The 20,150-nt window shown below is 34.0% G+C and carries 20 protein-coding genes, 1 pseudogene and 1 riboswitch; of the genes and pseudogenes, 15 read left to right on the top strand and 6 right to left on the bottom strand.

Going from position 1 to position 20,150, the window contains the following annotated elements; all coding sequences use genetic code 11:
• Nucleotides 1–247: 247 nt before the first annotated feature.
• The gene (locus EL101_RS10530) at nucleotides 248–1,471 is read left to right on the top strand and encodes a serine hydrolase domain-containing protein (RefSeq protein ID WP_096596482.1); all 1,224 of its coding nucleotides are present in this window, start codon (nucleotides 248–250) and stop codon (nucleotides 1,469–1,471) included.
• Nucleotides 1,472–1,527: 56 nt separating this feature from the next.
• On the opposite strand, the gene EL101_RS10525 is transcribed toward EL101_RS10530, so the two are convergent.
• From EL101_RS10525 to EL101_RS10510, 3 genes are all read right to left on the bottom strand, one after another.
• Complete coding sequence (locus EL101_RS10525) at nucleotides 1,528–1,899, bottom strand: DUF1722 domain-containing protein (protein WP_096596483.1); 372 nt, start codon at nucleotides 1,897–1,899, stop codon at nucleotides 1,528–1,530.
• A gap of 10 nt (nucleotides 1,900–1,909) precedes the next feature.
• Entirely contained in the window at nucleotides 1,910–2,398 is a 489-nt protein-coding gene (locus EL101_RS10520) for a GNAT family N-acetyltransferase (protein ID WP_096596484.1), read from the bottom strand.
• Nucleotides 2,399–2,820: 422 nt separating this feature from the next.
• Nucleotides 2,821–3,240, bottom strand: a complete 420-nt coding sequence (locus tag EL101_RS10510) for an Ohr family peroxiredoxin (RefSeq protein ID WP_096596486.1) — start codon at nucleotides 3,238–3,240, stop codon at nucleotides 2,821–2,823.
• A gap of 147 nt (nucleotides 3,241–3,387) precedes the next feature.
• On the opposite strand from EL101_RS10510, the gene EL101_RS10505 reads away from it, so the two are divergent.
• From EL101_RS10505 to EL101_RS10495, 3 genes are read left to right on the top strand one after another with little or no spacing between them, the layout of a single operon-like run.
• Complete coding sequence (locus EL101_RS10505; RefSeq protein ID WP_096596487.1) at nucleotides 3,388–4,392, top strand: D-2-hydroxyacid dehydrogenase; 1,005 nt, start codon at nucleotides 3,388–3,390, stop codon at nucleotides 4,390–4,392.
• A 20-nt stretch (nucleotides 4,393–4,412) separates the two neighbouring features.
• Nucleotides 4,413–5,138: a type I 3-dehydroquinate dehydratase gene (gene aroD, locus EL101_RS10500; RefSeq protein WP_096596488.1), complete on the top strand. Its 726-nt coding sequence runs from the start codon at nucleotides 4,413–4,415 to the stop codon at nucleotides 5,136–5,138.
• Between the two features lie 53 nt (nucleotides 5,139–5,191).
• Nucleotides 5,192–5,737 (top strand): nitroreductase family protein, encoded by a 546-nt coding sequence (locus EL101_RS10495; protein ID WP_096542220.1) that lies wholly within the window; start codon nucleotides 5,192–5,194, stop codon nucleotides 5,735–5,737.
• Between the two features lie 223 nt (nucleotides 5,738–5,960).
• Here the strand turns inward: EL101_RS10495 and EL101_RS10490 are convergent, their stop codons facing one another.
• The gene (locus EL101_RS10490) at nucleotides 5,961–6,281 is read right to left on the bottom strand and encodes a thioredoxin family protein (RefSeq protein WP_096596489.1); all 321 of its coding nucleotides are present in this window, start codon (nucleotides 6,279–6,281) and stop codon (nucleotides 5,961–5,963) included.
• Nucleotides 6,282–7,530: 1,249 nt separating this feature from the next.
• Here EL101_RS10490 and EL101_RS10485 point away from each other — a divergent pair.
• The 8 genes from EL101_RS10485 (at nucleotide 7,531) to EL101_RS10450 (ending at nucleotide 12,857) form a co-directional block, all read left to right on the top strand.
• Entirely contained in the window at nucleotides 7,531–7,887 is a 357-nt protein-coding gene (locus tag EL101_RS10485) for an arsenate reductase family protein (protein ID WP_164715596.1), read from the top strand.
• A gap of 73 nt (nucleotides 7,888–7,960) precedes the next feature.
• Nucleotides 7,961–8,341 carry a glycine cleavage system protein GcvH gene (gene gcvH / locus EL101_RS10480; protein ID WP_014614456.1) on the top strand — a complete coding sequence of 127 codons (381 nt, stop codon included), beginning with the start codon at nucleotides 7,961–7,963 and terminating at the stop codon, nucleotides 8,339–8,341.
• 78 nt (nucleotides 8,342–8,419) lie between these two features.
• Entirely contained in the window at nucleotides 8,420–8,815 is a 396-nt protein-coding gene (locus EL101_RS10475; RefSeq protein ID WP_019166877.1) for a toprim domain-containing protein, read from the top strand.
• The gene (locus tag EL101_RS10470) at nucleotides 8,778–9,098 is read left to right on the top strand and encodes a thioredoxin family protein (RefSeq protein WP_096596490.1); all 321 of its coding nucleotides are present in this window, start codon (nucleotides 8,778–8,780) and stop codon (nucleotides 9,096–9,098) included. Before EL101_RS10475 ends, EL101_RS10470 begins: the two co-directional genes overlap by 38 nt.
• 37 nt (nucleotides 9,099–9,135) lie before the next feature.
• A riboswitch (SAM riboswitch) is annotated at nucleotides 9,136–9,244 on the top strand.
• A gap of 97 nt (nucleotides 9,245–9,341) precedes the next feature.
• Nucleotides 9,342–10,370 (top strand): methionine ABC transporter ATP-binding protein, encoded by a 1,029-nt coding sequence (locus tag EL101_RS10465; protein ID WP_096542212.1) that lies wholly within the window; start codon nucleotides 9,342–9,344, stop codon nucleotides 10,368–10,370.
• Nucleotides 10,363–11,058, top strand: a complete 696-nt coding sequence (locus EL101_RS10460; RefSeq protein WP_019166874.1) for a methionine ABC transporter permease — start codon at nucleotides 10,363–10,365, stop codon at nucleotides 11,056–11,058. Before EL101_RS10465 ends, EL101_RS10460 begins: the two co-directional genes overlap by 8 nt.
• 19 nt (nucleotides 11,059–11,077) lie before the next feature.
• Nucleotides 11,078–11,899: a MetQ/NlpA family ABC transporter substrate-binding protein gene (locus EL101_RS10455; protein ID WP_096596491.1), complete on the top strand. Its 822-nt coding sequence runs from the start codon at nucleotides 11,078–11,080 to the stop codon at nucleotides 11,897–11,899.
• A 139-nt stretch (nucleotides 11,900–12,038) separates the two neighbouring features.
• Nucleotides 12,039–12,857 carry a MetQ/NlpA family ABC transporter substrate-binding protein gene (locus tag EL101_RS10450; protein WP_096596549.1) on the top strand — a complete coding sequence of 273 codons (819 nt, stop codon included), beginning with the start codon at nucleotides 12,039–12,041 and terminating at the stop codon, nucleotides 12,855–12,857.
• A 328-nt stretch (nucleotides 12,858–13,185) separates the two neighbouring features.
• Here EL101_RS10450 and EL101_RS10445 read toward each other — a convergent pair whose 3' ends face one another.
• The gene (locus EL101_RS10445) at nucleotides 13,186–14,031 is read right to left on the bottom strand and encodes an Rgg family transcriptional regulator (RefSeq protein ID WP_096596492.1); all 846 of its coding nucleotides are present in this window, start codon (nucleotides 14,029–14,031) and stop codon (nucleotides 13,186–13,188) included.
• A 194-nt stretch (nucleotides 14,032–14,225) separates the two neighbouring features.
• Between EL101_RS10445 and EL101_RS10440 the strand changes: the two genes are divergently transcribed.
• The 3 genes from EL101_RS10440 (at nucleotide 14,226) to abc-f (ending at nucleotide 18,489) form a co-directional block, all read left to right on the top strand.
• Nucleotides 14,226–15,809: an ATP-binding cassette domain-containing protein gene (locus EL101_RS10440; protein WP_096596493.1), complete on the top strand. Its 1,584-nt coding sequence runs from the start codon at nucleotides 14,226–14,228 to the stop codon at nucleotides 15,807–15,809.
• A gap of 741 nt (nucleotides 15,810–16,550) precedes the next feature.
• The gene (locus EL101_RS10435) at nucleotides 16,551–17,009 is read left to right on the top strand and encodes a hypothetical protein (protein WP_096596494.1); all 459 of its coding nucleotides are present in this window, start codon (nucleotides 16,551–16,553) and stop codon (nucleotides 17,007–17,009) included.
• A 10-nt stretch (nucleotides 17,010–17,019) separates the two neighbouring features.
• Complete coding sequence (gene abc-f / locus EL101_RS10430) at nucleotides 17,020–18,489, top strand: ribosomal protection-like ABC-F family protein (RefSeq protein ID WP_096596495.1); 1,470 nt, start codon at nucleotides 17,020–17,022, stop codon at nucleotides 18,487–18,489.
• Nucleotides 18,490–19,052: 563 nt separating this feature from the next.
• On the opposite strand, the pseudogene EL101_RS13570 reads toward abc-f, so the two are convergent.
• Nucleotides 19,053–19,343 (bottom strand): annotated as a pseudogene (locus EL101_RS13570) (leukocidin family pore-forming toxin); the annotation flags it as partial.
• Nucleotides 19,344–20,150: the final 807 nt, after the last annotated feature.

Raw genomic sequence — 20,150 nt, 5'->3', positions numbered from 1 at the left:
ATCGCAAGTTTATCATTTCACAATAGCGTTGCACGATAAAAACATAAAAACATTTTTAAATTCAATATATTTCATGGTACACTTTATACAATACAATTGCTCAAATGTGTCAATATAGGGACATAACATTAAACAGCGAAGTATTACATCAACACTTCAATTCTCCTAATTTGATGATACCTTTAGTGGTTAACGATTCAGTTAATGGATAGGTAAAGGTGGAGAATGATAGAGGAGTAGAATAAATGTGAACAAAAGAAAAACAACTCGACTCACTTATTTCATCATAAGTGTCACTATTATTGTCATATTTGCAAGTGGTCTTTATTTATATCATCAGTTTAAACTGTTGAGTGAAGAGGATCAATTTACGTTAGAAGATAGGGCGCAACACCAAAAGGAACATACTCCTGAGAAAACAGAGGAGATTCAGCCGCTTAAGACGGTCGTTGATCAACAAAATCCTGTATACAAAACGATTGATCAATATTTAGAAAGTGTCCAATTCAACGGAACGATAGCCGTGTTTGAAGATGGCAAATTAAAAATGGATAAGGGATACGGTTATCAAGATTTTGAAAGCCAAAAGAAAAATAGTCCGAATACGATTTTTTTGATTGGATCTGCTCAAAAGTTTTTAACGGGAATGATTGTTAAAAAGTTGGAAATTGAAAATAAAATCCATGTGGAAGATTCTGTTACTAAATACATCCCTGATTTCCAATTTCCGCAAGATATTACGATTCAAGACCTACTGCGACATCAAAGTGGTTTATATAAATACCAAGGTTCAGATGATATTTCAGATTTAGATGGTGCAATTCAATCTATTGAAGCTCGAGGCATCGACCCTAATTTTTATCATAAACATTTTTACAATGATGCCAATTACCTGGTGCTTGCGAAGGTCATTGAAAATGTAACGGGACAATCCTATGTTCAAAATTATTATCGTTATATTGCAAACCCTTTTAAATTAATGCATTCAGCGTTTTTCGATGACGAACGGTATAAAGGTGATATGGCAAAAGGGTATCGATTCGATAATCAAACACAAAATGTAGCCTTTCGAGAGCCGCATTATTTGAATCAATATTATGGTGCGGGCAATTTGTATATGTCAGCGCACGATATGGGTGTGTTAGTGCGGAAGTTACAGACGAATCACATTTTTCCTGAAAAGGTTACCTTACCGTACATTCACGAATTCATGACGACGCGTTATCCTGAAAAGTATCGCTACGGTTTTTATGTGTATAATAATTTCAACCGCATCAACGGTATTTTCTTTAATCAAATATTTACGACGTATTACAACGATAAATTTATTGTTGTGTTAGGCACGAACTATGATCAACCTAAACCAAACAATAACGAAGCACGTATTAAGCATATTTATTTTGACATTTTAAATCAGCATGCAATTGTTAATCAGCCTGGTGTCACAGTGCCGGTGCCGAAATCACCATAAATCGACTCAATAAAAACGCAATGAATCTTATCATCAAAGGTTCGTTGCGTTTCTTATTATAGTTTCATGATCGCACTTTGAAGTAAATAAGGTTGTTCATATTTTAGCGTGAGGTGCTGGATAAATTGGATACATGTGTCATATGTCACCGTTTGTATGTCAAGTTGTTTGAGTAAAGTAGTATACCTTTCTTTTTCTGAGGGTGTCGCGACTTTTTTGAAATAACCCCACAAATGTTGGAATGTATTTATAAATGCGGAATGTTCAATCGGTTTTGTTAATATTTCTTGAATGGTTCCTTCGATTGTTTTAAAAGAGGCGCCATGTTTAATCAATGTTTGAACGGTTTGATAGTCTTTATAGTTACGCATCATGACGTTGTATTTTTGATAGCGCCAAGTATGTTGAATTCTCGTCGTTTCTTTCATTTCACACCTCTTATGTATAATAAATGAGCCAATGATCCTCGATGTAATGACCATTAATCTTACGTGCATTTTCTTCTAAAGCTAGAAATTCGAATCCAAAGTTATCATAAAAAATTTTTGCGGCAATGTTGTTTGATGCGACAGAGATGAAGATGTTTTCAATGCCATTCTCTTTGGCGTGGGGGATGAGGACTTCTAATAATTGTTGGGCTATCCCTTCATTTCGATATTGAGGTAGCACATATAAATGTTCAATGACTGCTTTATGGCGTTTCGTAAGCTGTGAATTGTAGTTGAGTTGAATGAAACCGACTAATGTGTCAGCGTCGAATGCACCTAATAGTACTGCGCTTGCCTGATTATCCGGGTGAAATAAAGCATCGATGTCTTCAGGTGTTAGTTCAACTTCATAATGATTCGGGTTTGTTTCGATCAGTTGCACGTCGTTGATGAGTTGTTTAAATTGACTCAAATCGTTGCGCGTCAATATTTTTATCATTGCGCCACCTCCAGTTTACTTCAATCCGTTATCTCACTATTAATCATAAACAATTAAAATTGTAAATTCAACGTTATTTAAGAATCTTCTGAATTTAAAAAATACATTTATAAAAAGAATGCCGTTTATCATTATTAAAATATAGCTTTAAATCCATATCGTGTCGTGTTTAAAAACAGTATGAATAAGCAGGACAAGTTAAAAATATGACAGCACTGAGTGAACAAAATGCGATATCATATCAATAATGGTGACACATGTGAATGACGTGGTGCAGCATTTTTCCTAATAAAAAGAGCAATCCCACTATAAAAGTAGCATTGCTCTTAAAGATTGCTGAACGGATCTCGATTGATGAGCCGACAATGACTCGGAAATTGAGATTTAATCTAGCAAACTATATTACTTTTTTAGAAAATGACTTAATCTTCAACTGTCACATTCATACTAAATTCAATATTGCCATTTGTTGCTTTTGAATATGGACAGAATGCATGTGCTTCCTCTAAGCATTTTTCGGCATCTTCTTGTGACATGTTTTTAACTTTTGCTTGAATGTCGACACCTAACATTGGGCTTTCTGAACTAGGATCATCCATTAATTTCACTGTTAAATCTACAACTGGTTCAGCTTTACGGAAACCATTACGTTTTAATATTAAATCAAAAGCCCCATTGAAGCATGACGCATAACCTGTCGCAAATAATTGCTCAGGATTTGTTTCGTTCTCTTTCGCGTTATCGGGTGGCGCTAATCTAAATTCTAATTTATTGTCATCTGTTTGGACGTGACCTTTACGTCCGCCAGTGTTTGTTGCAGTTGTTTGATAAATAATACCCATCATGAAGACCTCCTTGTTTTTAATGTTTCGTCCTATTATTTACCCGATGAAATACTTTTTAATCATCACATCTTTTCAAGATAAAAAGAATAGGCTATAGTTATTTTATTCAGAATTAACTGACATTTTTACTGGGAGGAATGAACAATGACAAAAATTTTAGTGTTTGATGTAAGGGAAGACGAGTTACCAGCGTTAGAACAATGGAAAGCAGCGCATCAAGATGACGTTGAGGTTGAATTGATTGAAGCACAACTGGATGCGTCACATTTGGCACAATTGACGGATGTCGACGGTATTTCAATTTCGCAAACGACGCAATTTGACAGCCAATTTTATAAAGTGTTAGCAGAAAATGGGATTTTTCATATTGCGCAACGTTCGGCAGGATACGACCAGTTTGATTTAGAAGCGGCAAATCTTGAAAATGTTAAAATTAGTAACGTACCGAGTTATTCGCCACAATCGATTGCTGAATTCGCAGTGACACGTACGTTAGAGTTAGTGAGACATACAGCACAAATTGACCGTAATATGGCTCAAAATGATTTCACGTGGAATCTAAATTTACAAGGTCGTACGGTGGAATCTTTAAAAATTGGTGTGTTAGGCACAGGGCGTATTGGAAGTCGTGCAGCTAAAATATTTAAAGGATTCGGTTCAGAAGTTTTAGCCTATGATATTGCACCGGATGAAGCACTAAAAGACGTGGTGACATATGTAGACAGTCTTGAAACGCTCATTTCACAAGTCGATGTGTTAACACTTCACATTCCTGGTTCTAAAGAAAATCATTATTTGATTAATGATGCGGTTTTAAAACAAGCGAAACCGGGATTGTTACTCATTAATGCTGCACGTGGTAGCGTAGTGGATACGACAGCGTTAATCCGCAGTTTAGAAGCGGGGCATGTCGCAGGGGTAGCCATTGATACGTATGAAAATGAAGGGGCATACTTCAGACATGACTGGGGCGGCCGTGAATTAGAGGATGAGACTTTAAAGGTACTATTGAATCATGAAAAAGTATTGCTCTCACCACATGTCGCATTTTATACTGATGAGGCTGTGAAAAACTTAGTCGACATTCCATTAGATGATGTTTTATCATTTATTCGTACTCGACACGCAGAAAATATTGTTAATCCATAAAGAGAAAAGGTGAAACAGAATTGAAAACACAAATTGTTGCGAGCTTAATGCCTTTAAATCCTACGTTGACGCATGAGGAATTGCACGATATCAAACGTTACGCGAATGATTTTGATATTCTTGAGTTGCGCATTGACGGGATTCCTAATTGTGAAATACCGGTGATTGAAAAGATGGTTCAACAAATTGTCGCACTTCCCATTACATTTGAGTTGCTAGTGACGTATCGAACGTCTCAACAAGGAGGGAAAGGGGCATTATCAACAGATGCGTATTTACAGTTATTGCGTCAGTTAGCCACGTTAGACAAAATTGATTTCATTGATATTGAATGGGAACCTGATCAAGATGACCGTCGTCAAGTGGTGGAAGCGATTCATCAAGGTGGAAAAGTGTCGATTGCGTCTTATCATAATTTTGAAATGACGCCTACGATAGAGGTGCTGAAGAAGACGTATTATCATATGTCGAAACTGGGGGCGAATCATTTAAAGGTTGCGGTGATGCCCAAGACACAACAAGATGTATTAACATTGTTACAAGCATTAAGTGAGGCGCATGAAGCATTACAACAATGGGTGACAGGAATTTCAATGGGGCAACTCGGACTGATTTCTAGAACGGCACAAAACACGTTCGGTGGCGCGTTGTCTTATGGTGCATTGTCTGACAGCGTTGCACCAGGCCAACTTCACGTAAAAACATTGGCACAAGTTTTACCGCTATACAGTATATTTGAAAGTTAAAACCCTGTCGTTTATAATTGATAATGGTTATCAATCAAAAAGGGGTAGATAGAATGGAACTCCAACAAGCGATTCAATCGAGAAGAAGTATAAAGAAGTTCAACAGAGATATGTATATAGACGAAACAGCATTAAAGGATGCAATTTTTGGAGCGGCAGACGCACCGAATCATGGGATGAGGGAGCCATGGCGTGTTGTGTATGTACCAAAGCATAAACTTGCTGAAATGAGTCGTGAAATTTCGCGTTATGCTTTTCCGAGAGATCTCGAAAAGCAACAAAGTCATTATGAGGCAGTGACGAAACTAGGTGGGTTCCTTGCAATTGTGATGAAATGTGATGCACGACAACGTGAAGAAAATGAAAATTATTTAGCGGTAGGGGCATTTGCGCAAAATCTCCTTTTATTACTGTATGAAAAAGGAATCGGGACATGTTGGAAAACACCCGAGTATATTTTTAAACCTAAAGTACGTACAGCATTTGGTGTGGGGCCAGATGAAAAGTTAATCGGGTTTATTTATTTAACCGATTTGGAAGAGGAAACCGACTATCGCAAAGTACCACGAAAAAACAGAGGAATCATGACAGAATTTTAAATATAAATACTTTCATCTTGTCATGCTGTCATTTAAAATACCCTGTTCATTAAGGCTGCATCTTTAATGAACAGGGTAAATTTATTTTTTTCTCAAACATTGTATTATTAGGGCTACTTTTAATAAGCCATTGACAAATCGTAGGAAAAAGGCAATCCGTAAATCATCTCATTAAATGAGGGGATTGTGATTTACGGACTACCCTCTGATTTATTGTTCTAGGTTACCCTAAACTTTCAGCTAAATAGCTTTCGACTTGTTCAGGTGACTTAGCATTGGCAGAATGTAAGTGGTGTAGCTTTTCGCCATTTTGGAAAATTAAAAGGCTTGGAATGCCCATCACTTCATATTGTGTTGCTGCGTCTTCTAATTCATCACGATTCACTGCATACCATTTGTATTGGTTATACTTTTCAACGATAGGGTCAATCCACATATCCATTGCTCTACAGTCTGGGCACCAACCTGCTTCGAATTTAACAATGACAGGCTCATTGCATTGTATCACTTCGTTAAATGATTCCATATTTTTAATACTTTGCATGTTAGAACTCTCCTTTTTTAACTTTTGAGTAACGATATTATAACGAATTTTACCCAAGAAGTCATCTTTGTAAATTGAGTATTGAAAAAGATGTGAGGGTCGTAAATCGTTAGTGCGAGCTCAGTTTTCGACTTTTTGATGCATATGATTAAAGTATGTTAGAGAGTTGTCCTTCGAATCACCACATAAAAATTACATAATGAGTGGCGTTTCATTCTAAACACGAGATAGTACGATTTCGGTATAATTTGGAAATCAATGTTGAGCATCTCTTGGCTTTGCTCACGTCCTAACATAACAACCAAAATAGGTATAAGAGAGGCATAACTTTTTGATGACATTAAATGAGTCGGATTCATGAAATTATGCGCTTCTACATCTCAAATTGCGCTCTTTTCGTTACAACTGTGTATAAGATAAGGTTGTTGCGCGTTTCTTTTTCCGCCTCAGTAATTTTTTTCATGGCCCTGTGATGCAAGAACGGCAATGTAAGTGAGAGACCTTATACGGATACGATTAACTCACTAAGTAGCATGCCATTACCTCTTTCCAAATGTTTAACGCAGAAGATTGCCAGATGGACGAGACTCCCGAGGTAAATGAGAAAAATGGTACGTGGTCCTTTATGTTTGATAGTGCCAATGCTTAACACAGTAGCTGGCTAGGTGACGTTATCTGAGTCAGTTCAATAGGAATGTCCACTCTCCATGCACTTGTTCATGCATGATTGCCGGACGGACGAGACTCCCGAGGGATCAGTTGAACCGGAAAATCACAATGAATGGGTGCGCTGGGAATCAATAAACGGTGTTCCAAAAGCAGGATTTTCGACAGAACTCCCGCGATTTCGGCAAAATTTGGAAATCAATTTTGCTCATCGCTCGGTTCTGCTCAAATCCTAAGCGCTTTTGTCACAACCTCCCCTCAGCCCCTGGGAACGCGAGTCCAAGACGGCAATCGTATGCAAGCGACATGTTCAAAAAAAAGAAAGTAACGGCAATCGTATGCATTTGACATGTTCAAAAAAGAAAATGCGGGTAAATTCAGCACTATTCATTAAAAATTTACATAAGCTCTATGACATGCACAATACTCTGAAAAAACTCCGACTTCACAGCACCAATCGCATTTCGAACAATGTATAGCAGGCATACAAAGCATCATATATGTTGAATTATGCTTACTAAAAACAAGCATTTTAAATAATAATTTGTTATATTTAAATTAATTTGAACGAGGAGGTTTAATGATGATTAAATTTTATCAATATCCAAACTGCACAACTTGTAAAAAAGCAGCCAAGTTTTTAACAGATAATGGCGTGAGCTTTGAACCTATTGATATTACACAACATACACCGACAAAAGAAGAGTTTCGTCAAATCATTGAAAAATCAGATTTAGAAATTAAAAAATTCTTCAACACGCACGGTGCAAAATATAAGGAACTGAATTTAAAAGATCGATTAGGTGAGATGAGTGATGAAGAAAAATTAGAATTACTCGCATCTGATGGCATGTTAGTGAAAAGACCACTTGCGGTTTCGGGTGATACGGTAACAGTTGGTTTTAAAGAAGCCGACTATCGTGACATTTGGGTGTCATAAAATAGTTGATTGAACCGTTGCAATGTGTCATGATTAACTTGTAACCGTAATCATTAAATAGGAGGGGATTCAAGTGGCAGTGCCAAGTGGATTAAAATATTCAAAAGAACATGAATGGGTAAAAGTTGAAGGAAATACTGCAATCATTGGTATTACTGACTTTGCGCAAAGCGAACTTGGGGATATCGTTTTCGTTGAGCTTCCAGAAGTTGAAGACGAATTAACAGAAGGTGAAACTTTTGGTAGTGTAGAATCTGTTAAAACAGTATCTGAGTTATATTCTCCAGTTTCTGGTAAAGTCGTTGCAGTGAATGAAAACTTAGAAGATGCACCAGAAGCAGTGAACGAATCACCATACGAGGAAGCTTGGATGGTTAAAGTTGAATTAAAAGACGAAAGTGAACTAGACGCATTATTAGATGCAGCTGGTTACGAAAAAATGATCGGCGAATAATATCATAATGAGAACTCCTGGGTAATTTAATTATCAAGGAGTTTTTTATACTCAAATATTTTTTAGAAGGTGAAGACCATGACGATGATCCATAAGGTTATTGTTGTTGAAGGGAAATCTGATAAAAAACGTGTTCAAGAGGTGTTGTTGGAACCTGTCGAAATCATTTGTACACATGGCACGATGGGAATCGAAAAGTTAGACAATATGATTGAATATTTGTATGATAAACAAGTCTACATTTTAGTTGATGCAGATGCAGAAGGTCGTCGCATTCGCAAATGGTTTACGACATATTTGAGTGAAAGTACTGATATTTTCATAGATACAAAATATAGTGAAGTTGCCCGTTGTCCCCGCGATTACCTCTCAAATGTATTGCAGCATTTTGACTTTAAAGTGAAGCAAGACTTTTATGTAAAAGGGAAGTATTCATATGAAGAGTGTTTCAAAGCAATTGAACAATATATCTGAGCATTTTAATCAACGTGTGCATCTGATTTTTGGTTATACACCGATGTGTGGCACATGTAAAATGTCAGAACGTATGCTAGATATCGCGAATGAAATCACCCAGTTACCGATTGTGAAGTTAGACTTGAATTATCACGCTGAGTGGAGTCAAGAAAAAGCAATTCAATCGGTCCCTATTTTAATGATCATGCGCTACGATCAAGAAGTAGAGCGCATCTATGCATTTCATTCCGTGCCTTATTTGTTAGAAAAATTAAAAAAAGTCATTGACGACAGTGAGTGACGATGATAATATAATAATCAATCGAATAGTCAGAAAACTCTTATCCAGAGTGGTGGAGGGATGTGCCCTATGAAGCCCGGCAACCGTCTATATTTAGAAATGGTGCCAATTCACATAAAGTAACGATTTACTTTTGAAGATGAGAGAAAAGCGTCCATATTTATGCTTTCTCTTTTTTCTTTAAAAGGGGAAAGCATTTTTTTTTCGAAAATTTTTAAAGTAGCAACACAGGGGAGGAACAGTATGATCACGCTTAAAAATATAGTGAAAAAGTACGAAAGCAAGACGAAATCTGTTACTGCTGTAGATGGTGTCAATCTTGAAATTGGGAAAGGCAAGATTTATGGCATCATTGGATTTTCAGGTGCAGGTAAAAGTACTTTAGTCCGTTTATTTAATTATTTAGAAAAACCAACGTCAGGTGAAGTAATTATTGGCGGTGATAACATTGGGCAATTAAGTCCAGCTGAACTACGTCAAAAACGTCAAAAAGTGAGTATGATTTTCCAACATTTCAATTTGTTGTGGTCAAGAACTGTACTCGATAACATCATTTTTCCACTTGAAATTGCGGGTGTGCCTAAAAGCCAAGCGAAAGCACAAGCATTAGAATTAGTGTCTCGCGTTGGGCTACAAGGGAGAGAACATGCGTATCCATCCGAATTATCAGGGGGACAAAAGCAACGTGTCGGTATCGCGCGTGCACTCGCTAACGATCCAGAAGTATTGTTGTGTGATGAAGCGACAAGTGCGTTGGACCCACAAACAACAGATGAAATTTTGGATTTATTACTACAACTCAAAAACGAGAAAAACTTAACAATTATTATGATTACACATGAAATGCACGTCATTCGTCGTATTTGTGATGAAGTTGCAGTCATGGAAAATGGTCGTGTGATTGAAGAAGGCAAAGTGTCACACATTTTCGAGCATCCACAACATCAAGTGACACGTCGATTCGTTCAAGATGATTTGAAACCGAGTGATGACAGTGAAGATTTAGCGCAAACCTTTAAATTAGGCAAAGATGAAGTGTTGGCTAAACTCATTTTTTCTGGTGAGAATACGACGCATCCAGTGGTGTCACACTTAACGCAAACACACGGGATTTCAGTGAATATTTTAGAAGGCAATATTAAGCATTCTAAAACGGGCACATTAGGTTATTTATTAGTGCACATTGAACAGTTTTCGAGCATTAACTTTGATCAAATTCAAGCAGAGTTAAAAGCACAAAATGTTGAGATAGAGGTGGTCAGTCATGGGTAAAAGTTTTAGCGAAATCTTGCAAGAAATGATTACAATGCCGAATGTACGTTGGCCAGATGTATGGGAAGCAACGTACGAAACATTGTATATGACCATCATCTCGACAGCATTTTCGTTCGTGTTAGGTCTGATCCTAGGTGTCATTTTGTTTTTAACATCGAAAAGCGAATCCAAAATCGGTCGTGTCTTTTATAGCATTGTATCGTTTGTGGTGAACTTATTCAGAGCGATTCCATTTATCATTTTAATCTTGCTCTTAATTCCGTTCACAAGTTTAGTGCTCGGTACGATTAGTGGTCCGACAGGTGCGTTACCTGCATTGATTATCGGTGCTTCACCATTCTATGGACGCTTAGTTGAGATTGCGTTGAAAGAAATTGATAAAGGTGTCATCGAAGCGGCACGTTCAATGGGGGCAACAACTTGGAACATTATTCTTAAAGTGTTAATTCCAGAGTCATTGCCGGCACTCATTTCAGGGATTACTGTGACAGCAATTGCGTTAGTAGGATCGACTGCGGTTGCCGGAGTTATCGGTGCTGGAGGATTAGGTAACCTTGCTTATCTGACAGGTTTCACACGTAACCAAAATGACGTGATTTTAGTTTCAACGATTTTAATTTTAATTTTAGTATTTTTAATTCAATTTCTTGGGGATTGGATTACAAATAGAATTGATAAACGCTAATGATTAAGGAGAATGTGGAATGAAAAGAATTTTATCGATTATTGTTATTTTAGCTTTAGCCATTGGACTTGCTGCGTGTGGAAATAAAACAGCAGATAAAAAAGATGATAAGAAAATTGTCGTAGGGGCATCACCAGCGCCACATGCAGAAATTTTAGAACAAGCGAAACCATTATTGAAAGATAAAGGTTACGATTTAGAAATTAAAACAATTAACGATTACACAACGCCAAACAAATTATTAGATGCTGGAGAATTAGATGCAAACTTCTTCCAACATACACCATATTTAGACACTGAGAAAAAAGAAAAAGGCTACAAAATCGAGTCTGCAGGTGACGTTCATATCGAACCAATGGCTGTCTACTCACACAAATATAAAAGCTTAAAAGATTTACCAGATGGTGCAGAAATTTTCGTTTCTAACAACCCAGCTGAACAAGGTCGTTTCTTAAAATTCTTTGTAGATGCAGGCTTAATTAAAATTAAAGATGGCGTTAAAATCCAAAATGCAACATTTGACGACATTGTAGAAAATAAAAAGAACATCAAATTTAATAGCAAACAAGCTGCAGAATTTTTACCAAAAACGTTCCAAAATGATGAAGGTGATGCTGTGATCATCAACTCTAACTTTGCGATCGAACAAAAATTAAACCCTCAAAAAGATTCAATTGCTGTTGAAAAAGGGGAAGACAACCCTTATGCAAACTTAATCGCTGTTAAAGAGGGCCATAAAGACGATGCGAAAATTAAAGCGTTAATGGAAGTTTTACATTCTAAAGAGATTAAAGATTTCATTAAGAAAAAGTATGACGGTGCTGTATTACCTGTAGAATAAGGTGCATCGCCCTGAGGTATGATTTGAAATAAAAATAAGATGTGGTGTGATCAGGTGAAAGTCAGTTAAAAGGCTTCACTATCACACCACATTCATTATAACGAAGATGAACAGAATACGAGGGGAGCGTATGATACATATGAGAAAATTATCAGTATTTTTAACGGCAATGGTGGCATTAGTGCTCGTTTTAGCAGCATGTGGTAAAGGAAGCAATGAAAGCGACAGTAAAAAAATTGTTGTAGCAGCGACACCAACACCGCATGGGCAAGTTGTGAAAAAGGCTGCTGAGATTATGAAGAAAAAAGGCTATGACGTTGAAGTGCGTGAAGTCAATGACTATAAAATTCCGAATAAACTGTTAGACAAAGGTGATGTCGATGCGAACATGTTCCAACACGTTCCTTATTTAAAAGCTGAACAAAAGTCGCACGGTTATCAAATTGAAGAAGTCGGCAAAGTATTAACGACACCAATGGCTGTTTATAGTAAAAAACATAAAAGTTTAAAAGACTTGCCAGATGGCGCTAAAATTTATATTTCAAATAACCCAGCTGAGGAAGGCCGTTTCTTATCATTTTTCGTTAAAGCGGGATTAATTAAGATTAAAGATGGTGTGAAAATTGAAGATGCAAAGTTAGATGACATTGTGGAAAACAAAAAGCATCTTGAGTTCGATAACCAACAAGGAGCGGAATTCTTACCAAAAACGTACAACAATAATGAAGGGGATGCGGTGATTATGAACTCCAATTACGCAATTGATAATGGTTTGAAGCCATTGAAGGATTCGATTGCGGTTGAAGACGAGTCATCTCCATTTGCGAATATTTTAGCTGTTCAAAAAGGACATAAAAATGATGAAAAATATCAGGAGTTATTGAAGGCATTACAGTCAGATGAAGTGCGTGATTATATTAATAAAGAGTTTGATGGTGCTGTCATTCCTGCGAAGTAATGTTTGGGTTCACATTTTATATATAATGCATTTGAGAAATATGCCTATTACTTAAAACGGGTGGCGTTTCCTGAGGTGCTGAAGTCTTAACTGAATCCAGAGCTTGGTTTAATTTGTAGTTTTATATAAGCTGGATTGAATTTTCGACTTCGGCAAAATAACTTGGGGGCCTCGCTCGTTTTATCCATTTGAATTCAAAGTCTGTGAATTGATGAAGGAAGGACGTGAAAATTTTTAGAAAATAAAAAATATAGGAAAAACAGCATTTTCATTCCGCCATTTTCCTACATTTTATAACCGCCATTTACAATACATAAGGCCCCCCTTTTTACCATCTGATTTTTTGAATTTTTTCAAATAAACTTTCAAACATATTTTTGTAATTATTAGCACCTATGCTATCACAAAACTTTATGTGTAGGACTATAGCATTTTCGATATTATTACTAGGACTTTTTAGATAGGTTTCGAAAAGTTTAAATAATTTAACCATATAAAGTTCAAAGAAATTATTTTCTTTTACGCTAATGTTATAAGCCATACTTAACCATTTATTAAAATGTATTCTATCGTTACGTTCAATTGCGATAACTAATGCATTTACTATTATTCTTACTTGATCATTCCCATAAGGCCTTAAATCTTCAAACTTGGTAAATCTTTTCAAACATTTTGATAGAAGTATATCAATTAATTCTATATCAAATATATACATACAATTAGAAAAAATTGTCAATTCATATTTTGTCCAATATTCTGCGTCTATTAGATAACGAGATATATTTTGACATTTAATAGAATTTTCAATATTAAGAATTTTATTAATCCTAGAATCAACTACTTCAAGTAAATGACTTCTTTTAGGTTCTGAAAATTGAATACTTATAATCTTAGTCATTGATTTTAAAGATGAAACATCCTTTTTTATTGTGAAATGATCAAGTGTTTCTAATACTTTCATTGTTTTATTAGAGCATCCATTTTCATGTATTATTAAAAATTCTTCCGGTGTTATATTGAGCCTATCAAGTAAAGAAAAAAAATTAGTGATACTTGTATCCATTCTATTATTTACGTATTTGTAATAAGCACTCCTAGTGAAAATATTTTCACACAATGAAGTAACAGGAATGTTTTTGTTTTTACGAATTATTTCTATTGTAGCACCAAACATAATATCCCCCCTAAAAGTGTAAACTTTAGTTTACATTATACAATATTATAGTTTGGTTGCGTATAACATAGTGTACAAGGAACAGAGATGGGGGGATTAATATGTTTCACTTATTATTTAAAGCAGCAATAGATTTTTTAGTACTATGTAGTGTATGGCTAGGTATTTACTAATCTCAATATGTGGTGATCTTTATGAAAATAAGTTTAATAATGAGTGTTAGGAATAAATCTCTTTTAGTACTTTTAATAATATTACTTGCATCAACATTAACTGGCACTTTCATTCAGTTTTTAAAAGGGTACATATTCCAAAATGCAATTGAATTGAAATTCAGCCATATGAGTCTATTTATTATATTTTTGGGCTTAACAATACTTTTTGAAGTGTTGCTATATTATATTGAATGGTTGTATGAAAACAAATTGATTAAAGAAGCTTTGGCTAAACAAAAAATTAGTGTTGGGAAAACAATACTTAATTTAAAGCATTACAAAGACATAGAAAATATTAAGGAAAATAATTTGAATAAACTGACAAATATTATTGATAGTTTAGAATATAGTTACTATAAGGCATTTTTTGATGTACTGTACTTATTATTTAGAGTACTATTTGTATCGGTTGCGCTTATATATATCAACATTTATGTCGGACTTATTGTGATCCTAATGATGTTTCTTCCATTATTAATCACAAAAATATTTAAAAATAAACTTGCTCACTTAGAAGAGAAATTGTATGAACAAAAAGGTGTGAATTTAAAATTTTATAAAAACTTGATGGATAATTTGAAGTATATAAAAGTATTCGAATTAAGAAAGCATTATTATCGAAAATTCATAACTAATGTTGGAGTAGAAAAAAAGAGTTGGGCAACATCTAAGAATTATCAAGTTACTTTAAATGCTGCTTATTCATTAAGTTCGTACTTATCACACTTTATAGTATTAACTATTGCAATTTATTTAGTTTATAAAAATGCTATTAATCCAGGTACAGTAATCACATTATTAGGATTAGTGGATCAACTGAGCATGCCCATACTTAGCCTTTCAAGAAATATAAATAGTATTAATAGCACAAAGAAACTAAGAAGCCAATTATCTAACAATTATAATACAATAGATGATAGTGAATTGGTAACGATTGATTTTAAAGACAAAATACATGCTAGTGGTTTAGAACTTAATATCAAAAATTATAATTTAATTTATAAAGATGTAGAATTTTGCAAAAACAAAAAGCATTTAATTATTGGAAGAAGTGGCATAGGTAAATCTATTTTTATTGACGCGCTTCTAGGATTGAGCCCGATAGATGCGGGAGTTATTCAATATGATGCTAAACAACTGAATGAACATACGAATCCATTGAAAAAAACATCCTATATCATGACAGAAAATATATTATTTGATGAAACTGTGCTATACAACATCATATTCAATAATACCGCGACTGAGAAGCAATATTTCATTATTAATAAACTATTGCCAGACAATGTCATTTTCGAAAAAAGTATTGATAAATTGTCGAGTGGTGAAAAAAGAAGGGTGTTGCTGCTAAGGGGACTATTGTCAGATAAAGATACATTAGTTTTTGATGAACCTACATCAAATTTAGATGAAAGTACGAGTCAGGTATTTTGGGATTTACTCATGAATATTAATCATAAGACAGTCATCATCATCTCACATAACACACCTCAATATATTTCTGAAAAATTTGATTATATCATTGATTTTGCCAATTATGTAGAAAGGAATCGTGATATTTAATATGGAGGTTATATATTTTGGAGTTGATACTGTAGAGGGATATTTAAAGTCATTTGGATTGATAACTAAAAACAAAAAAATCATCTGAAAATTCTTGATGCATATCCACCGCTACCGGACTATATCATAAATAAAATTATTGTAGAAGTTAATGAAAACTCTCCATTAATAATCGAAAATTGGAAAGTAGGAAAAAATAAGGTTAAATTTATTAATGATGATGAGTATTATATATATTTGGAGGAATTTTCATATCCTTATTATAATGATTTAAAAGGAAAATCAGTGCATACTAACCAGTGTTTAAATTTTCATCAAGAGATATTTATACCTAATCGTTATACACGTATACTTCTAGATCTAAGGTGATAGTATTACAGAAATGAAAAATTATTACAATAAATTGATAGATATAATTAAATTACAAAAAATAGTAGAAATTAGTTTATTAGTTTCTAATACTACATGCAGCTCTGCTGAGTTATTTGTTGAACAAATGGCGTATAGTTATAATATATTAATAAATTGAGTGAGTTAATAGATAACAACAATATAAAGATAACCCATGGTAAATCAAAAAAAATGATGGAAAAGTGGACCGATAAAGTGAATTTTTCACCTCCTATTACTGTACCATTTTTTCAAAACTAGTTTTCTTTTTTTCATGGATGTGCAATTCGTATAAAAAATAAAACAGTTGTTATTTTGGGACCAAGTAGATCAGGTAAAACAACTTTAATAATGGAATTAATGGATTTAAAATGTAAACTTATCAGTGATGATTTGGTAGTGATAAATAATATAGATGGTTCCATTCTCCCTTTTAAAAAGCCAATAGGAATCAGAAATACTAATAAATTTCTTTTTGAAAAAAGAATTCAGAGATTACTTATAGATAAAGATAATTCCCCCTTTTTTTCATTAGCAAATGGATTGCAAACCGCTCTAATTCACATAACTGATGTAAATGATTGGTCATTTTTCGAAAAAGCCAGTTATATCGATGAGATTTATTTTATAAGCGACAATTTTAAAGACGTCGATAGTCCAGAAGATTTTTTTAAATTATTTTTAAAACAAGCTTGTATTTCAATGGATATAGTAAATACTCTTATGAAAATATATTTACAATTAAAAAAAACACCAGCTAAAATTAACGTTAGAGATTTAAATGACGTCTTAAAGGTGTTAGACATCTAGGGGTGAGAGCATGAATAATTTAGCAATTAAATTGGAAAATGTGAAATTTACGTACGGCACAAAAGCGCTGATTACAATTAAAACGTTAGCGGCTTATAAAAATGAAAGGATAGCCATCGTAGGAAAGAATGGTTCTGGTAAAACAACACTTTTAAAGCTGATTCAGGGTATTATCACTCCGCATGAAGGGACCATCAAAACATATATTAAAATGACATATATTCCTCAAATTGAATATGATCAACTGACAGTAGATACCAATACATTAGATTTTGAGTTGCTATCAAAATTTCATGTTCCAGATATTACAATGACACACTTAAGTGGGGGAGAAAAACGTAAGCTACTTTTAACAGAAGGTCTGTCTTATTATACTGAAGGTTTATTATTAGATGAACCTACTACTCATATGGATTATAAAGGGATAAATCAGTTGAAATCTATTCTAAATTACCATTATGGCTTAGTCATATTTGTGAGTCACGATAGAGATTTTATCAATGAAATTGCAACGCAAATATGGGAAATTGAAGATGGACAAATTAATGTATATTTAGGGAACTATGACGATTATATGCAACAGAAAAATGAAATGTTAGAAGCTGTTAAAAATGAAAATGATAAGAAGCAAAAAGAAAGGAAGAGATTACAAAAATCTTTGGAAGAAAAAAGAAAGCAAGCAGAAAGTATTGAAAAAATAAGCAAAAAGCAGAGAAAGCGTCATATTAAACCGAATCGTTTAGCAGCCTCAAAACAAAAAGATACTGTACAGAAAAGTATTTTTAAAAATGCTAAAAATATTGAGAAAAGAATAGAAAATATAGGAGAGGATTTAACAATTGGAGAGCTTCCTCAAATTGAGTTTCCTACTGTAAAAAGTTTGGAAATGCATAAAAGGTTTCCTATTATGGGCGAGGACATCACACTCACAATCAACGATAAACAAATTTTTAATCGTCTTAGCTTTCAATTTGAAAAAGGCGAAAAAATAGCGATTATAGGTGATAATGGCACGGGTAAAACCTCTCTTCTCAATTATATAATTAGAAATGAAGAAGGAATGACTATTTCTAAAAATGCTAAAATTAAAGTTTATGAACAAATGGGTTATATTTTGGATGACGATCAAACATTGATTAAGTATCTTGAAGAGAAAAGTGATTATGAAAACAGCTTGATTAAATCGGTTATTTTAAACCTTGGATTTAGCCAACTCGAAATCAATACGAAAAAAATGAATGAATTAAGTGGGGGAGAAGCGACTAAACTGAGTATCGCCAAATTGTTATTAGAACCCTCCAACGTATTAATTTTAGATGAACCTACGAATTTTATGGATGTTTACACGATAGAAGCGCTTGAAAATCTTTTGATGAGTTATAAAGGCATGGTTATCTTTACAACACATGATCAAGCCTTTGTAGACAAAGTTGCCACGCAAGTTTGGGAGATTAAAAATGCGCGTCTACAAAGAATATAAGTTCCAATCTGAGTAGAAAATCACTTGTTCTTATGACAATGTATGAAGTTTAATGCTTTTGGTAGAGGAATAAATGATTTTTCCAATACATTAGAAGGATAAAACACACGCCATCAAGTGAGTACTTGAGTCGCTCTTATGGGGTGTATTCTAAAACGCAATTTCGAATGTTATTTTAATAATTGGAAATTTTTAGAAACAAATTGTTTTGGGAAGGTATGTTTATTTCTAATCGTATAGATTGCTATTACATTTAATAGGATGTTTCTCATGGGGCTTGTGTTGATGAGATTTAATGTATGATTTTTCCAATCTATTTCAAAATTGAGATGAATGTTGCAGCTTTTTGATTTTTATAGTTCGCACCTGGCCAATGAAAACCATTCCAGTAATTTGTGTAATTATCCAAGTTTCTTTGTAAGTGACTGCGGTTTTTGTTTTTTGAGCATCGCTAGGTTTATATGACAAGACACTTAAAAATTCAAGATTAAAATTACCTTTTGCTTAAACCGGGATTTGATATGTTGAATAAGAAGTTTTGACATACGCTTAACTTACTTTGTCTACCGCCTAAAATAATTCATTACATGGTAGCTATCTTGGTCATAGGGTTCCCAAGTGCGATTCATGATTTTATATGCTTCAACATTCCAACCACTTATTTTGTTATCAGTGTGGCTATCGATAGTTGTTCTATAGCTTGCTTGTTTATAATTAATTGTTTCTGAACATGACTCATTTCCGTTTATTCCACCTGATAAACCTTTTGAGATACTAATATCTCCTTCCAAAGAGTAGCCTAGCGAATTTTGAAAGTGAAACGCATCATTTTGATGTTTAGGTGCATCATCTACAACATTGGTACCTTTTGAATTTGCATTGACTAAGCCAGTATATTTAGCATCGAATAAAAGTTTGAAAAGATATAATCACTGTGATTGGGACATTGACACCATGAGTTAATATTACCAGCAGCTTTTAGGATTAATGTAGCTTTATCGCAGTTTTATTTCAATAAAATTCCCTTTAAAGTTATCGAAATGTTTTTGAAAGTACTATATTTTGTATGGTCTTTTTAAGGTGAAAGCTAACAGTAAGATAAAAGCAGATTACTTAATAAAGTATACAATAGAAAAGGAAAAAGCTGATAATCCTACATAATTGTATTTATTTATAAAAAAGATAAGCATATAAATGAAGTTTGCGTGCCAATTTCTTTTTTTCCTAGCGATAACGAACCATATTTTAGGTGTGTTTATGTGTACGCTACTACAAAGTAAACTGATATATGGTGAATATGCAGAGGTTTTGTATCACAATAAATCTTATGTCAATTAAAAACATTAAGAAACTGAAGGTCTGTATCCGAAGATGGTGAAAAAACTATCGTCATCACGTTCTATCCACTATAGTAAAATGTTCTAGCAAAATGACTTGGTATGGAAGTCTTGCCCGTTTCTTGCAATCTAGAGTGTTCGTCACAACTATATTAAATTTTGAAAGTATGAATATAGGGATATTGGTGAATTGGTAAGTAAAACATCACTGAATCCTTTATATTAAAAGGTGTACGTGGAAAGTAAATCACCATAACGATTCATTACCAAGTTGAGCGCCTTAAAAATGAACCATTCCGTATTTCTTCCTATAATAATGTCAAA

This window comes from Staphylococcus delphini (assembly GCF_900636325.1).
GTDB lineage: Bacteria > Bacillota > Bacilli > Staphylococcales > Staphylococcaceae > Staphylococcus > Staphylococcus delphini.
This window is presented reverse-complemented; position numbering and strand designations above follow the sequence as displayed.

Coding starts and splice junctions, on each gene's coding strand:
- EL101_RS10450 (WP_096596549.1), top strand. CDS start 12,039: ATGAGAAAATTATCAGTATTTTTAACGGCAATGGTGGCATTAGTGCTC.
- EL101_RS10525 (WP_096596483.1), bottom strand. CDS start 1,899: ATGAAAGAAACGACGAGAATTCAACATACTTGGCGCTATCAAAAATAC.
- EL101_RS10435 (WP_096596494.1), top strand. CDS start 16,551: ATGGAATTAATGGATTTAAAATGTAAACTTATCAGTGATGATTTGGTA.
- EL101_RS10510 (WP_096596486.1), bottom strand. CDS start 3,240: ATGGGTATTATTTATCAAACAACTGCAACAAACACTGGCGGACGTAAA.
- EL101_RS10460 (WP_019166874.1), top strand. CDS start 10,363: ATGGGTAAAAGTTTTAGCGAAATCTTGCAAGAAATGATTACAATGCCG.
- EL101_RS10465 (WP_096542212.1), top strand. CDS start 9,342: ATGATCACGCTTAAAAATATAGTGAAAAAGTACGAAAGCAAGACGAAA.
- EL101_RS10445 (WP_096596492.1), bottom strand. CDS start 14,031: ATGTTTGGTGCTACAATAGAAATAATTCGTAAAAACAAAAACATTCCT.
- EL101_RS10520 (WP_096596484.1), bottom strand. CDS start 2,398: ATGATAAAAATATTGACGCGCAACGATTTGAGTCAATTTAAACAACTC.
- EL101_RS10490 (WP_096596489.1), bottom strand. CDS start 6,281: ATGCAAAGTATTAAAAATATGGAATCATTTAACGAAGTGATACAATGC.
- abc-f (WP_096596495.1), top strand. CDS start 17,020: ATGAATAATTTAGCAATTAAATTGGAAAATGTGAAATTTACGTACGGC.
- EL101_RS10455 (WP_096596491.1), top strand. CDS start 11,078: ATGAAAAGAATTTTATCGATTATTGTTATTTTAGCTTTAGCCATTGGA.
- EL101_RS10440 (WP_096596493.1), top strand. CDS start 14,226: ATGAAAATAAGTTTAATAATGAGTGTTAGGAATAAATCTCTTTTAGTA.
- EL101_RS10475 (WP_019166877.1), top strand. CDS start 8,420: ATGACGATGATCCATAAGGTTATTGTTGTTGAAGGGAAATCTGATAAA.
- EL101_RS10470 (WP_096596490.1), top strand. CDS start 8,778: ATGAAGAGTGTTTCAAAGCAATTGAACAATATATCTGAGCATTTTAAT.
- EL101_RS10485 (WP_164715596.1), top strand. CDS start 7,531: ATGATTAAATTTTATCAATATCCAAACTGCACAACTTGTAAAAAAGCA.
- EL101_RS10505 (WP_096596487.1), top strand. CDS start 3,388: ATGACAAAAATTTTAGTGTTTGATGTAAGGGAAGACGAGTTACCAGCG.
- EL101_RS10495 (WP_096542220.1), top strand. CDS start 5,192: ATGGAACTCCAACAAGCGATTCAATCGAGAAGAAGTATAAAGAAGTTC.